Annotated in this window: 14 protein-coding genes; 7 read left to right on the top strand and 7 right to left on the bottom strand. The window is 65.0% G+C overall.

The features are described from left to right. Positions 1 to 9: 9 nt before the first annotated feature. Positions 10 to 912: a ZIP family metal transporter gene (locus tag KHY18_RS17520; RefSeq protein ID WP_213302664.1), complete on the top strand. Its 903-nt coding sequence runs from the start codon at positions 10 to 12 to the stop codon at positions 910 to 912. 26 nt (positions 913 to 938) lie between these two features. Here KHY18_RS17520 and KHY18_RS17515 read toward each other — a convergent pair whose 3' ends face one another. Both KHY18_RS17515 and KHY18_RS17510 read right to left on the bottom strand, forming a co-directional pair. Next, entirely contained in the window at positions 939 to 2420 is a 1482-nt protein-coding gene (locus KHY18_RS17515; protein ID WP_213302745.1) for a sensor histidine kinase, read from the bottom strand. After that, on the bottom strand, positions 2420 to 3145 hold the full coding sequence (locus KHY18_RS17510) for a response regulator transcription factor (protein ID WP_213302661.1): 726 nt from the start codon (positions 3143 to 3145) through the stop codon (positions 2420 to 2422). Before KHY18_RS17510 ends, KHY18_RS17515 begins: the two co-directional genes overlap by 1 nt. A 98-nt stretch (positions 3146 to 3243) precedes the next feature. Between KHY18_RS17510 and KHY18_RS17505 the strand changes: the two genes are divergently transcribed. The 5 genes from KHY18_RS17505 to KHY18_RS17485 all read left to right on the top strand — a co-directional run bounded on the left by KHY18_RS17505 (position 3244) and on the right by KHY18_RS17485 (position 6868). Further along, complete coding sequence (locus tag KHY18_RS17505; protein WP_213302658.1) at positions 3244 to 3894, top strand: cytochrome b/b6 domain-containing protein; 651 nt, start codon at positions 3244 to 3246, stop codon at positions 3892 to 3894. After that, positions 3891 to 4682: a molybdopterin-binding protein gene (locus KHY18_RS17500; RefSeq protein WP_213302655.1), complete on the top strand. Its 792-nt coding sequence runs from the start codon at positions 3891 to 3893 to the stop codon at positions 4680 to 4682. Before KHY18_RS17505 ends, KHY18_RS17500 begins: the two co-directional genes overlap by 4 nt. Before the next feature lie 100 nt (positions 4683 to 4782). Next, entirely contained in the window at positions 4783 to 5043 is a 261-nt protein-coding gene (locus KHY18_RS17495) for a pentapeptide MXKDX repeat protein (RefSeq protein ID WP_213302653.1), read from the top strand. A gap of 61 nt (positions 5044 to 5104) precedes the next feature. After that, positions 5105 to 5806, top strand: coding sequence for a peptide-methionine (S)-S-oxide reductase MsrA (gene msrA / locus KHY18_RS17490; protein WP_213302650.1), 702 nt, complete (start codon positions 5105 to 5107; stop codon positions 5804 to 5806). 174 nt (positions 5807 to 5980) lie between these two features. After that, positions 5981 to 6868, top strand: a complete 888-nt coding sequence (locus tag KHY18_RS17485; RefSeq protein ID WP_213302647.1) for a hypothetical protein — start codon at positions 5981 to 5983, stop codon at positions 6866 to 6868. A gap of 33 nt (positions 6869 to 6901) precedes the next feature. Here the strand turns inward: KHY18_RS17485 and rng are convergent, their stop codons facing one another. The 5 genes from rng to pcaB form a co-directional block, all read right to left on the bottom strand. Beyond that, positions 6902 to 8392 carry a ribonuclease G gene (rng, locus tag KHY18_RS17480; protein WP_213302742.1) on the bottom strand — a complete coding sequence of 497 codons (1491 nt, stop codon included), beginning with the start codon at positions 8390 to 8392 and terminating at the stop codon, positions 6902 to 6904. Between the two features lie 23 nt (positions 8393 to 8415). After that, the gene (locus KHY18_RS17475) at positions 8416 to 9030 is read right to left on the bottom strand and encodes a Maf family protein (RefSeq protein ID WP_213302645.1); all 615 of its coding nucleotides are present in this window, start codon (positions 9028 to 9030) and stop codon (positions 8416 to 8418) included. Between the two features lie 151 nt (positions 9031 to 9181). Continuing rightward, positions 9182 to 10678, bottom strand: a complete 1497-nt coding sequence (locus tag KHY18_RS17470) for a fumarate hydratase (RefSeq protein ID WP_213302643.1) — start codon at positions 10676 to 10678, stop codon at positions 9182 to 9184. A gap of 8 nt (positions 10679 to 10686) precedes the next feature. Continuing rightward, positions 10687 to 11664, bottom strand: a complete 978-nt coding sequence (locus KHY18_RS17465) for a Bug family tripartite tricarboxylate transporter substrate binding protein (protein ID WP_213302641.1) — start codon at positions 11662 to 11664, stop codon at positions 10687 to 10689. A gap of 34 nt (positions 11665 to 11698) precedes the next feature. Further along, positions 11699 to 13066 (bottom strand): 3-carboxy-cis,cis-muconate cycloisomerase, encoded by a 1368-nt coding sequence (pcaB, locus tag KHY18_RS17460; RefSeq protein ID WP_213302639.1) that lies wholly within the window; start codon positions 13064 to 13066, stop codon positions 11699 to 11701. Positions 13067 to 13191: 125 nt separating this feature from the next. On the opposite strand from pcaB, the gene KHY18_RS17455 reads away from it, so the two are divergent. Next, on the top strand, positions 13192 to 13926 hold the full coding sequence (locus KHY18_RS17455; protein ID WP_213302637.1) for a GntR family transcriptional regulator: 735 nt from the start codon (positions 13192 to 13194) through the stop codon (positions 13924 to 13926). Positions 13927 to 14065 lie beyond the last annotated feature (139 nt).

The raw sequence follows: 14065 nt of genomic DNA, 5'->3' as shown, positions 1-14065 counted from the left end.
GACACACGCATGAATGATTCCAGCACCGGCGCCGCACCTGGCGCGCAACGCATGCGGCTCAAGACCCGGGTCGGGCTGGCGATCTCCGTGCTCGGCCTATGGGCGCTGTGCGCCCTCGTCTGGAACGGACTGCAGAACAATCCGGCGGCGCGCGGCGCGCTGCTCGCCGGCGGCGTCGCCGCGCTGGCCACGGCGCTGGGCACCTTGCCCGTGCTGCTGGCACAGCGCCCGTCGGAACGCCTGCAGGACACCCTTTTCGGCTTTGGCGCGGGCGTGATGCTCGCGGCCTGCGCGTTCTCGCTGGTGATTCCCGGCCTGGACGCCGTACGCGCTGCAGGCGGCAGCGCCTGGGCCGCGAGCGGCTCGGTAGGCGCCGCCATCCTGCTGGGCGGCCTGGCGCTGCTGGCCATGGACAAGCTGCTGCCGCACGAACATTTCATCAAGGGCCGCGAAGGCGCGAGCGCGCAGCAGTTGCGCCGCACCTGGCTGTTTGTCATCGCCATCGCCTTGCACAACATTCCCGAAGGCCTGGCGATAGGCGTGGGCTACGCGGGCAACGAAGGCCTGCGCGCCAACGCGCTGGCCATAGGCATTGCCATCCAGGACGTGCCCGAAGGCTTTGTCGTTGCCGCCGCGCTGCTTGCCGCCGGATATGGCCGCCTTCTTGCGGTCGGCATAGGCATGGCATCGGGACTGGTCGAGCCCATAGGCGCCGTCGTCGGCGCTTCCATCGTCGGCCATTCGGCCATGCTGCTGCCCTGGGGCCTGGGCTTCGCGGCCGGCGCGATGCTGTTTGTCATCAGCCACGAAATCATTCCCGAATCGCACCGCAAGGGCCACGAAGTCTTTGCCACCGCAGGGCTGATGTTGGGCTTTGTGATGATGATGGTGCTCGACACCGCGCTGGCCTGAGCACGGCGGCTGGCGTTGGATGTGCATCAGACGCTTTCAGCGCCCGCGAGCTGAAAGCAAAACACCGCGCCCTTGCCGGGCAGCTGCACCAGCCGGATCTCGCTGCCGTGCAACTGCAGAATGCGCTTGACGATCACCAGGCCCAGTCCGCCGTTGGTCGCGCCATCTGAGCGCGAACCGAACACCGGGCGCATGAACAGCGACGGCTGCAAGGCGGCCGGTATCCCTGCACCCGTATCGCTGATCCGCACCGCCACGCCAGTGTCTGAAGAGCGCAGCTGCACTTCGATTTGACCGCCCATGGGCGTGTGGCGTATGGCGTTGTCCAGCAGATTGGTCAGCACCCGTTCAATCATGCCCAGGTCGGCGGACACCACCGGCAGGCTGGAAGCGATATCCGGCAGCAGCCGCTGATGGCGCGCTTGCGCGGCCAGCTCGAACTTCTGGAACACGTCCTGCACCAGATCGGCGAGCGCGAAATTTTCCTTTTCAGGCTTGACCACGCCGTACTCGAGCCGCGCCAGCTCGAACACCTCCTGCGCCAGTCGCCCGACCTTGCGGCTCTGGCCCAGCGCGATTTCCAGATAGCGCCGCCGCTCGGCCTCACTGAGCGTTGCGGCCTTGAGCATCAAGGTTTCGAGATAACCGTGCAGCGATGTCAGCGGCGTGCGCAGATCGTGCGAGATGTTGGCGAACAGTTCGCGCCGCTGCTGGTCCTGCAGCGTCAGCTCGCGCCATTGCTCGGCGATGCGCTGCGTCATCTGCGTGAACGCCTGGCCCAGCAGCGCAATCTCGTCATGGCCTTGCGCCAGGCGCGCCAGCCGCGGCGCCTCGCTTTCCAGCGCGTCCATGCCTTCGGTTTCAAAGCGCTTGACCGCGGCCGTCAGCTCGCGCAGCGGACTCGTGATGAGGCGAAACGCGGCCAGGCCCGCGAGCAGGCCCAGCAGGGCCACCAGCCCCATCAGCCACAGCGTGGTGCGCAGCACGTTGCCGGCCGCCGTGTTGGCGACCAGCGCATCGTGGTCTTCACCTTGCAACACCACATAGACATAGCCCGCATCGCGGCCGTTCATACGCAAAGGCGCGGCGCTGAACACCTTGCGCACATCGGGACTGCGCGGATCGTCGCCCACGATGGGCAAGGCCGCGCCCGCGAGCAGCTGCTGCACCGGCTGCAGGTTGACGCGGTCGCGCTTGAGATGGCCCGGCGGCGCGGCCTGGGCGACGATGCGCCCGTCGAGGCCCAGAACATAGACTTCCACGCTGGGATTGACCGCCATCAGCTTGTCGAACAAGGCTTTCACCGCCTGCTGGTTGAGCCCTCCGGGCTGCATCAATTCGGCGTTCTGCGCGATGTGCGCGGCCAGCCCGCTAGACAGGCGCTGTATCACTTCCTGCTCATGCTTGCCGTTGGAGCGCAGCTGCAGCCAGACGGACGCGCCGCAGCACACCAGCAGCAAGGCCGCGAAGACCAGCGACAGGCGCCGGGACAGCGTGGCCCAGGCCATCATGGCGCGGCCTCGCCATCGGCCGCGGCCGACATCTTGTAGCCGTGGCCCCACACGGTGAGAATGCGCCGCGGCTGCGCGGGATCGGCTTCGACCTTGATGCGCAGCCGGTTGATGTGGGTGTTGACCGTGTGCTCGTAGCCTTCATGCTGGTAGCCCCAGACCTGGTTGAGCAGGTCCAGCCGCGAAAACACCTTGCCGGGGCTGCGCGCGAAGAAGTACAGCAGATCGAATTCACGCGGCGTCAGCTCGATGAGCTTGCCATGGACGCGCACCTCGCGCGCCAGCGGCTCGATGTCGAGCTCGCCTACGCAAACGCTGCCCGAGTCCAGGCGCGCATTGCGCGCCAGCGCGTCGGTGCGCCGCAGCAGCGCCTTGACGCGCGCCACCAGCTCCAGCACCGAAAACGGCTTGGCCAGATAGTCGTCGGCGCCCAGCTCCAGCCCCAGGATGCGGTGCACTTCGCTGGAGCGCGCGCTGATGATGATGATGGGCGTATACCTTGCCATGGCGCGCGCGCGGCGGCAGATTTCCAGGCCGTCTATGCCCGGCAGCATCAGGTCGAGCACCAGCGCATCCCAGCTGCCGCGTTCGAGTTCGGCCAGGCCCGCATGGCCATCGGCGGCATGCGTGACCGCATAGCCTTCATCACGCAGATGCAGGCGCAAAAGCTCCGCGATGTGCAGGTCGTCCTCGACGATCAGAATGCGCTTGGTGGTGTCCATAGGCTGCCATTTTCTCGCGATACGCGTTTTCGAGTTATCACAATTAATTGAACTTTGCGTGATACATCGGCGATCGGGTGCGGCCAACAATTTGCCCCATGAACCGCACTCTCATCGCCCCTTCTGCCGCGCCGGCCCGGCCCGCCGACAGCCGGACCATTCACCCGCTGTGGATGCGCATCACGCATTGGCTCAATGCGCTGGCCGTGGTGATCCTGGTGATGAGCGGCTGGCGCATCTACGATGCCTCGCCGCTGTTCGGGTTTTCCTTCCCGGCGGCCATCACGCTGGGGGGCTGGCTGGGCGGCGCGCTCCAATGGCATTTCGCCGCGATGTGGCTGCTGTTCTTCAACGGCATTCTCTACCTCGCACTCAACCTCTTGAGCGGCCGATTGGCGCGCAAGTTCTTTCCGCTCACGCCTGGCGGCGTGCTGCGCGACCTCAAGGGAGCGCTGCGCGGCAAGCTCTCGCACGCCGACGCGCGCCAGTACAACCAAGTGCAAAAGCTCGCCTATCTGTTCGTCATGCTGGACCTGATCGTGATCGTGCTGTCGGGCCTGGTGCTGTGGAAGTCGGTGCAGTTTCCCCTGCTGCGCGAACTGCTGGGCGGCTACGAGTTCGCGCGCCGCATCCACTTCGTTGGCATGGCCGGCATTGTTGTATTTCTTATCGTGCATCTGGTGATGGTGGCACTGGTGCCGCGCACGCTGCTGGCGATGATTCACGGCCACGCGCCCAAGACACCATGAAAATCTTCAAAGCCCCGACGCTGGCGAACATCGATGGCGCGGCCGCCGTGGGCGAAGCCCAGCGGCTGATCGCCAGGAAAATCGACCAGCCCGCGCGCCGCGCCTTCTTGCAGCGTTCCCTCACGCTGGGCGGCCTGTCGCTGCTCACGGGCTGCAGCATCAGCGACGACGCCCATGTCGAAGCCGCGCTGTCCAGGATCTCGCGCCTCAACGACCGGGCCCAGGCGCTGCTGTTCGACCCGTCGCAGCTCGCGCCCACCTATACCGATGCGCAGATCACGCGCCCGTTTCCTTTCAACGCCTACTACAGCGAAGACGAAGTGCGCGTCGTGGACGAAGCCAGCTACCGGCTGGAAGTGACGGGCATGGTCGCCGACCGCCATGCCTGGACCTTGGCCGAGCTGCGCGCCATGCCGCAGGACAGCCAGATCACCCGGCATATCTGCGTCGAAGGCTGGAGCGCCATAGGCAAATGGGGCGGCGTGCGCTTTGCCGATTTTCTGCGGCATATAGGCGCCGACACCAGCGCCAAGTATGTCGGCTTCAAGTGCGCCGACGACTACTTCACGAGCATCGACATGCCCACCGCCCTGCACCCGCAGACGCTGCTGGCGCTGACCTACGACGACCAGCCGCTGCCGCCCAAGTACGGCTTTCCGATGAAGCTGCGCATGCCGACCAAGCTGGGCTACAAGAACCCGAAACACATCATGGCGATGTTCGTCACCAACACCTATTCCGGTGGCTACTGGGAGGACCAGGGCTACAACTGGTTCGGAGGCAGCTGAGGGGCGGCTTGCGCCCCTTGGCCGCCGAAGAAAGCGCGGGGCCCGGTTTCACGAAGCCGGGTCGATCTTTGACAACGACAACCCAACGGAGAAAATCCAAATGAACAAGCTCACCACCACCCTGCTCGCCACCTGCATCGCCTTCGCGGGCGCCTCGGCATTCGCCGCCGACGACATGGCCAAGGACAGCAAAAGTTCGATGTCCAAGGACAGCATGAAGAAGGACGCCATGGGCAAGGATTCGATGTCCAAGGATGGGATGAAGAAAGACTCCATGGCCAAGGACGGCATGAAGAAGGACGCGATGAAAAAGGATTCGATGGCCAAGGACGGCATGTCCAAGGACGCGATGTCCAAGTAATCACCTGCCACGCCACGCCGCGGCCCGGCCGCGCAACACCCACCTGCACAAGGAAACTTCCATGAAATCCTTCTCCCTGACGGCCGGCACCCTGGCCGCAGCGGCCTTGCTTTGGCAGGCCCTGCCCTCGTTCGCGGAAACTGCGCGCCGGGTGGCGGCGCCCGCGGCCGATATCACGGCGCTGTCCACCGCCAAGGCCGAGACCGCCGTATTCGCCGGCGGCTGCTTCTGGGGCGTGCAAGGCGTGTTCCAGCATGTCAAGGGCGTGAGCAATGCGGCCTCGGGCTATGCGGGCGGCGATGCCAAGACCGCGCGCTACGAAGACATTGGCTCGGGCCGCACCGGCCATGCGGAGTCGGTGCGCATCACCTACGACCCGCAGCAGATCAGCTACGGCAAGCTGCTGCAGATCTACTTCTCCGTGGCACATGACCCGACCGAACTCAATCGCCAGGGCCCCGACAGCGGCACCCAGTACCGCTCGACGGTATTCGTGCAGAACAGCGAGCAGGAGCGCATTGCCAAGGCCTACATCGCCCAGCTCGATCAGGCCAAGGCCTTCGGCAAGCCGATAGCGACCACCATAGAGTCATCCAAGCCGTTCTATCTGGCCGAGGACTACCACCAGAACTATCTGACGCTGCACCCCGGCCAGCCGTACATCATGATCAACGACCTTCCCAAGATCGAAGACTTGAAGAAATTGTTCCCCGAGAGCTATACGGCCAAGCCGGCGCTGTTTCCCACGGGAAAGGCCAGCTGAACCCTGTCCGGCGCCCGGTATGCGCAACAGCTCCATCAGCAAGCCGCTGTGCCGCCGCGGGATCGAGATGATAAGGTTTCTCTGGCTTGGATATCAGCCCCTTGCCGCCTGCGCGCGATGAAAACGAAAGCCATAGTTGACGTGCCAATTCAGGCGCTTCAATCAAGGCTGATCATGCGCACTACTCTCTATAACTTCTGCTTGCGGACAGCAGCAGGTGTGGCGTTGATGTTTGGCTTGGCAGCTTGTGGCGGCGGCGGCGGCCCGCAATCCGCTACCGGCGAGAGCGTCCGCGGCGACGCTGGCACGCAGGAGACCCTGCAGGTTCCCGAAGCCAGGCTCACGGCGTTCACTATCCCCTTCTGGACCACTTTCCCAATGACCGTCTCCAAAGATGCAGAGGGCCACGATGTGCTGAAGGTCGTCAAGGAAAAACCAGAGGTCTATCGGGCGCGCAAGAAGGTTCGCAGTGAGTTTCTGAAGATGGACGTTTGGAGTGCCAGCACCAGTTACTACCTCGGTACGCTTGAAAATCGCTTCGGGATGCTCTGTCGTGAAAACAAGAACATCAAGGTGATTCCGCAAGCAGAACCCAAAGATGGTGGGCAAGGGGAGTTTCAGAGTGACGAGATAGTGGGCAAATACGTTTTCGTATCCAGCGACCTCAAGGAGGTGGCCTACTCTGAACTGTTCGGCAGGGTTTATGAAGACATATACAACTGCCTGGATCGGAGAAGAGTCTGGGGCATAGACGCCAACGGCTACAGCTATGGTTTTGACGAATTCGCAGAAGACGGGACAGCACTCGCCCCCTTCGCCCGGCCGCGGCCCCACGATCCGCGATTCAATATGACGCCAGAACAAATCGCCCAGTGGTTCTCAGAGAGCGGCATCGAGGAGATCATGGGAGCACAAGCCAGAATCTTTCGCGCCAAGGCCTTCAAATACACGGCCCATGGCAAGTCGATCTACGTCTTCTTTTCCATGAGCAGTCCCAAGCACCCTGACCCCTCCCACCCCGAAAGCGCACCGGAACATACGAAGATCAGCGTATCGCAGTGATTCTGCGAGGCGCGGCAACCATCTGCCCGAAGGTCACAGCAGCACGATGTCGTACTGCTCCTGGCCCATCGCGTTCTCCGCCTGCAGCGAGATCGGCTTGCCGATGAAGTCGGAGAGGCTGGCCAGGTGCGGGCTTTCCTCGTCGAGGAACAGATCGACCACCTGGCGCGAAGCGATCACGCGAAATTCCTGCGGATTGAACTGGCGCGCCTCGCGCAGGATTTCGCGCAGCACGTCGTAGCAGACGCTGCGCGCGGTCTTGACGATGCCCTTGCCGGTGCACATGGGGCAAGGCTCGCACAGCATGTGGGCCAGCGATTCACGCGTGCGCTTGCGCGTCATCTCGACCAGGCCCAGCTGCGAGAAGCCGCCCGACATCATGGTCTTGACGCGGTCGCGGCCCAGCTGCTTGCGGAACTCGGAAAGCACCGACTGCTGGTGCTCCTCGCGCACCATGTCGATGAAGTCGGCGATCACGATGCCGCCCAGATTGCGCAGGCGCAATTGCCGCGCGATCGCCTGGGCCGCCTCGAGATTGGTCTTGAAAATGGTGTCGTCGAAATTGCGCGCGCCGACGAAGCCGCCGGTGTTCACGTCGATGGTCGTCAGGGCTTCGGTCTGGTCGATGATCAGATAACCGCCCGATTTCAGGTCCACGCGCCGGCCCAGCGCCTTGGCGATTTCCTCGTCGATCGAGTACAGATCGAAAATCGGCCGTTCGCCCTTGTAGAGCTGCAGCTTGGGAACGGCCGCGGGCATGAATTCGAGCCCGAACGCCTGCAAGGCCGCGAACTGCTCGCGCGAATCGATGCGAATGGTCTGCGTATGTTCACCGACGAGATCGCGCAGCACGCGCTGCAGCAGGTTCAGATCCTGGTGCAGCAGGGAGCCCGGCGGCAGCTGCACCGACGACTGCTTGATGCGCGCCCAGGTCTTGCGCAGGTAGGCAATGTCGTCCGACAGCTCCTGGTCGTTCGAATCTTCGCCATTGGTGCGCAGGATGAAACCGCCGCCGCCGCCCGTGGCCTTCTCGCCGACCAGGCCTTGCAGCCGCGCACGCAGTGCATCACGTTCCGCGGGAGGAATCTTCTGCGATACGCCCACATGGTCGTCCTGGGGCAGGAACACCAGCAGGCGCCCGGCAATGCTGACCTGGGTCGACAGGCGCGCGCCCTTGGTGCCTATCGGGTCCTTGATCACCTGGACCAGGATGGCCTGGCCTTCGAAAATCTGCTTCTCTATCGGTTTGACCGGCAAGTCCTTGCGCGCGAACATCGGCGCTTCGCCGTTTTCCTGGCGCTGCCAGACGTCGGCCACGTGCAGAAAAGCCGCGCGTTCCAGGCCGATGTCGATGAACGCCGACTGCATGCCCGGCAGCACGCGCGCCACCTTGCCCAGATAGACATTGCCCACCAGGCCGCGTTCGAGCGGACGCTCCATGTGCAGTTCCTGCACCGCGCCGCTTTCGACCACGGCCACGCGTGTTTCCTGGGGCGACCAGTTGATCAGAATGTCTTGTTGTATGTTCATTGCTTGCCTCATCCAATTCAAAGGGACCAGCCGGCCTGGCGCAGCAGCTCGGCGGTTTCGAACAGGGGCAGACCCATGATGCCGGTGTAGCTGCCCGCGAGGTGGGCGACATGCACGGCGGCCGCGCCCTGGATGCCATAGGCGCCGGCCTTGCCCATGGGCTCGCCCGTGGCGACATAGGCCGCGATCTGCGCAGGTGTCATCGGTGCAAAGCGCACAAGAGAAATCGACAGCGCGGTGAAGCGCTCGCTGCCCGACTGCAGCGCCACGGCCGTCAGCACTTCATGTTCCTGGCCCGCGAGCAGCGACAGAATGCGCGTCGCATCCTGCGCGTCTTCGGGCTTGCCCAGAATCTGCGCACCCAGCGCCACCGTGGTGTCGGAACAGAGGATGGGCGCCGGCGGCAGGCCGCGGCGCGCATGGCGGGCGACGGCTGCATCGAGCTTGAGTTCCGTGACGCGCCGCACGTAGTCGCGCGGCGCTTCTGCGGGCAGCGCCAGCTCTATGGCTTCGGCATCTTCTGCCACGTCGCCGGCCGCATTGGGCAGCAGCAATTCGTGGCGAACACCGATTTGTTCGAGCAGTTGACGGCGACGGGGGCTTTGCGAGGCGAGGTAGATGAAATCGGACATGGCAGACGGTAAAGACTGCTGCAACCCTTGAAATGCAAGCGTCGCAGGCTATGAAAAAGATAGTACCACGGGCCTTGACGGCCAGCGGTTGTCTCCCATCGTCTCACCGATTCATCGGTCGCGCGGCAAAGCGCGGGACAGCCCTTGCGCGTCAGGATGCCTTGCCAAAAAGGTGGATGGACCGCCCCTGACTGTCCACGGCGACCGTCACCGGAAAGTCGTGCAGCACGAACTCATGGATGGCCTCCATGCCCAGATCGGCGAACGCGACGACGCGGGCCGCGCGTATCGACTGGGCCAGCAGGTAGGCCGCGCCGCCCGTGGCGCTCAGGTACACGCCGCCGTGGCGCGCGATCGCCGCGATCGCGTCCTTGCCGCGTTCGGCCTTGCCTATCATCGCCAGCAGTCCGGTGCCGGCCATCAGCGGCTCGACGAAGCGGTCCATGCGCGTGGCCGTGGTCGGGCCCGCGGGCCCCACGGCTTCATGGCCCACGGCATCGACCGGACCCACGTAGTAGATGGTGCGATCGCGCAAGTCCACGGGCAAGGGCTGGCCGCGCGCCATCAGATCGACCAGGCGCTTGTGCGCGGCGTCGCGCGCGGTCAGCACGCTGCCCGACAGCAGCAATGTCTGCCCGGTCTTCCATTGGCGGACCTGGGCCTTGTCGAGCTGGTCCAGATCGACGCGCACCGCGCCCGGCATGTCGAAGCGCTCGGCGATGCCGTCCCACAGGCTTGCGGGCGGCTCGGCCAGCTCGGCCGGGCCGCTGCCGTCGAGCGTGAAGCGCACATAGCGCGCGGCCGTGCAATTCGGAATCAAGGCCACCGGAATGGTGGCCGCATGGCAAGGCGCGGTGCGCAGTTTCACGTCCAGCACGGCCGACGACCCTCCCAGGCCTTGCGCACCTATGCCCAGCGCGTTCGCGCGCTCGAACACTTCGAGGCGCAGCGCCTCCTCGGCGCCCTGCGCGCCCCGGGCCTGCAGCAGATCGATGTCGATCGCATCGAACAGCGACAGCTTGGCCAGCAGCATCGCCTGCTCGGGCGTGCCGCCTATGCCTATGCCCAGCGTTCCCGGCGGGCACCAGCCCGCGCCCATTCCGGGCAACTGCGCGATCACCCAGTCGGCGACGCTGTCGCTGGGCTCCAGCGTCGCGAACCGCGTCTTCACATCGCCACCGCCGCCCTTGGCGACGACCAGCACCTCGAGCGCTTCGCCGGCGACGATCTCGCACTGTACGACGGCCGGCGTGTTGTCGCGCGTATTGCGCCGCAGTCCCAGCGGGTCGGACACCATGGTCGCGCGCAGCGGATTGACCGGGTCGGTGTAGCCGCGGCGCACGCCTTCATTGGCGACTTCCTGCAAGGAAAGCGGCGACGCGCCGTCGTGCCGGAAGAACTGCACGCCGCAGCCCACGCGCAGAAACACCTGGCCCACGCCCGTGTCCTGGCAGATGGGCCGCCGGCCCAGCGCCGCGAGCCGGCTGTTGACCAGCAGCTGCTCGATTGCGGCGCGCGCCGGCGCATGCGTCTCGCGCGCCTGCGCGCGGCGCAGCGCCTGCACGTAGTCGGCCGGGTGGTGGTGGCTCACGTACTGGAAAGCCCGGGCCAGGCTTTCGACCAGATCTTCCTGTGCGATGCGGACCATGGGCGCGCTCAGTCGAGCTGGATCTTGGCCGCGGCGACGACTTCGTTCCAGCGCAGCACTTCGGCGGCCGTGAACTTGCCGAACGCGTCGGGTGCGTATTGCGCGTCGGGCAGCAGCTTGATGCCCTGGCTCGCCATGCGCTCGGTCCAGGCCTTGTCGGCCAGTGCCTTGAGGTAGGCCTGGTGCATTTTCTCGACCACGTCGCGCGGCGTGCCCTTGGGCGCGTACAGGCCGTACCAGGTGGCGGCCTCGAAGCCGGGAATCGTTTTCTCGGCCAGCGGCTTGACGCCCGGGTATTGCTTGGGCATGGGCGTGAGCGAAGTCAGCGCGATCGCGTTGAGGCGCCCGCCCTGCACCTGCGGCAAGGCGGTATTGCTTTGATCGAACATGGCATCGACCTGGCCGCCGATCAGGTCGTTGATCGCCGGGCCCGCGCCCTTGTAGGCGATCTGCGTGACTTCGATGCCGGCGCGCGACGCGAACAGCGCGGCGATCAGATGCGAAGTCGAGCCCACGCCCGCGTTGCTGAAGTTGAGCGACAAGGGCTTGGCCTTGGCCGCGGCAACGAAGTCGTCGGCGGTCTTGTAAGGCGAGTTCTTGCCGACCAGCATCACCAGCGGGGTATCGGGAAAGCGGAACACGGGATCGAAGCTCTTGACCGGGTCGTAGCTGAGCTTCTTGTACAGCGCCGGGCCCGCGCCCATGTAGCCCATGTGACCGACCAGGAAGGTATAGCCGTCGGCGGGCGAGCGCGAAGCCTTGGTCGCGCCTATGGTGCCGCCCGCGCCCGCGACGTTCTCGATGACGATGGTCTGGCCGACCTGGCGCGACACCTTGTCGGCGATATCGCGCGCCATGGCATCGGTGGGCCCGCCCGCGGCAAAGGGCACGATCCAGGTCATGGTCTTCGTGGGCCAGGCCTGGGCCGCGGCCATCTGGGATGCGAGCAGCAGGGCAACGGCGGCGGAAGTCTTGAGCAGCTTCATTTTTTGTCTCCTTGGATTGTGATGGCAGTCGGGATCAGAGGGTCTTGGCCGATGCTTCCAGTGCACGGTCGACCATTTGCGGCGCCAGCCCCAGGTAGTTCACGGGGTCGGTCAGGTGCTCGATCGCGGCGCGATCGAAATGCGCGGTGACGGCGGGCAGCGCGCTGAGTGCGTCGGCCAGCGTGCCGCCGGATTCGTTGACGGTGCGGCAGGCGTCGTAGACCACGTCATGCGCCTGCTGGCGGCCCATGGCCGGGGCCAGGCCCATCATCACGGCCTCGGCGACGATCAGGCCGCGGCTGATGCCCAGGTTGCGGCGCATCTGCGCGGCGTCGACGATCAGCCCGCCGAGCGCGAACTTGGCCTGGTGCAATGCGCCCGCGGTCAGGATGAAGCTTTCGGGAATCGCGATCCACTCGGCGTGCCAGGGGCCGGTCGCGCGCTCGAAGTCCTGGATCATTGCGTCGACCATCAGACCCGCATGCTGGCGCACGCCCTTGGCCGCGGCCAGCATCAGCTCGCTGGAGATGGGGTTGCGCTTTTGCGGCATGGTGCTGCTCGCGCCGCGGCCCTTGACGAAAGGCTCGTAGACTTCGGCAAACTCCGTCGACGCCATGATCATGATGTCGAGCGCAATCTTGCCCAGCGAGCCAGTGACCAGCGCCAGCAGGTTCACGGCTTCGGCGAAGCCGTCGCGCGCCACATGCCAGGTGGTCACCGGAACCTGCAGGCCCAGCTCCTCGGCCAGGGCTTTTTGCACTTCGAAGCCCTTGTCGCCCAGCGAGGCCAGCGTGCCCGCGGCGCCGGCGAAGCTCACGCACTGCACGCGTGCGCGCAGCTCGGCCAGGCGCTGCTGGTGGCGATCGAACATCGCCAGCCAGATCGCCACCTTGTAGCCGAAGGTCACGGGCAGCGCCTGCTGCAGGTGGGTGCGTCCGGCCATGGGCGTGTCGCGGTGCTTCTTCGCCAGATCGGCCAGGATGGCGCGCAGCGCGCGGATGTCGGCTTCCACGATGTCCAGCGCGGCGCGCACCTGCAGCACGTTGGCGGTGTCCATGATGTCCTGGGTGGTCGCGCCCCAGTGCACATAGCGGCCGGCGTCGCCGCACATCTCCACCAGCTGGTGCACCAGCGGCAGGATGGGGTAACCGACGATGTCGGTCTCGTGGCGCATATGATCGAAATCGATCTTCTCTATGCTCGACTCGCGCGCAATCGTCTGCGCCGCGTCGTGCGGAATCACGCCGCAGCGGGCCTGGGCCCGCGCCAGCGCCACTTCGACTTCGATATAGCGGGTGATGAGCCCGCGATCGGAGAAGACTTCGCGCATCGCCGGCGTGCCGAACGCATCGCGAAACAGGATGGAATCGATGACAGTGCTGGAAGAGGAGCCGTTGAGCATGGGAGTGCAATCCAATATGTTGACTAAAATCGAACATATATTTATGTTCGTACATATAGAAGTGTAGATATGTTCGAACAATTGAGTTCACAGTGAAAACCCTGATTCGGGACACAATCCAAGCGATGAAGAAAAGCACACAGACAGACCTCTGCCGCGAGCTGACGGACGCCATCACTTCGGGGCTGCATCCTGTGGGCAGCCTGCTGCCCACCGAAATGGAGCTGTGCGAGCAATACGGGCTGAGCCGCTACGCGGTGCGCAAGGCGCTCGACGAGCTGCAGGAGCTGGGGCTGATTTCGCGCAAGAAGAACGTGGGCACGCGCGTCGAATCGGCGCGGCCCGCGATGGGCTTCACGCAGTCGATCGCCACGGTGGACGAGCTCGCGCAGTTCGGCGCGCGGCATGTGCGCACCGTCAAGTCGTCGCAGGAGCTGGTCGCCGACCTGGCGCTGGCCAAGGAGCTCGACTGCCCCGGCGGCACGCGCTGGCTGCGCATCTCCAGCCTGCGGCTCGACAGCAGCCAGGCCAATGCACTGCCCATCTGCTGGACCGACGTCTATGTGGACGCCGCTTTCGCCGACATCGCCCAGCTGGTGCGCGCCTCGCCGCAGACGCTGATCAGCAGCCTGATCGAAGAACGCTACGGCCGCGCGATCGCGCGCATACGCCAGGACGTCGAGGCCATCCTGCTGCCCGCCGACATGGCGGCGGAACTCAAAACGGAAAGCGGCTCGCCCGCGCTGCGCATCACGCGGCGCTATTACGACCCGGCAGGCGAATTGCTGGAAATTTCGCGCTCATTCCACCCCGCGAATCGGTTCACGTTCTCCATGGAAATGAGTCGGAGCAAGGATTGAGCGAGGCCAGCGAGCCGAGGTCTCGCAATGAATCAACAAGAAACAGCGGGCCTCATTCCCCGTTCGTCCTGAGCGAGGTAAGCGAGGTAAGCGAGGTAAGCGAGGTAAGCGAGGTAAGCGAGGTAAGCGAGGTAAGCGA

Source organism: Acidovorax sp. CCYZU-2555 (genome assembly GCF_018413525.1).
Lineage (GTDB): Bacteria > Pseudomonadota > Gammaproteobacteria > Burkholderiales > Burkholderiaceae_C > Comamonas.
This window is presented reverse-complemented; position numbering and strand designations above follow the sequence as displayed.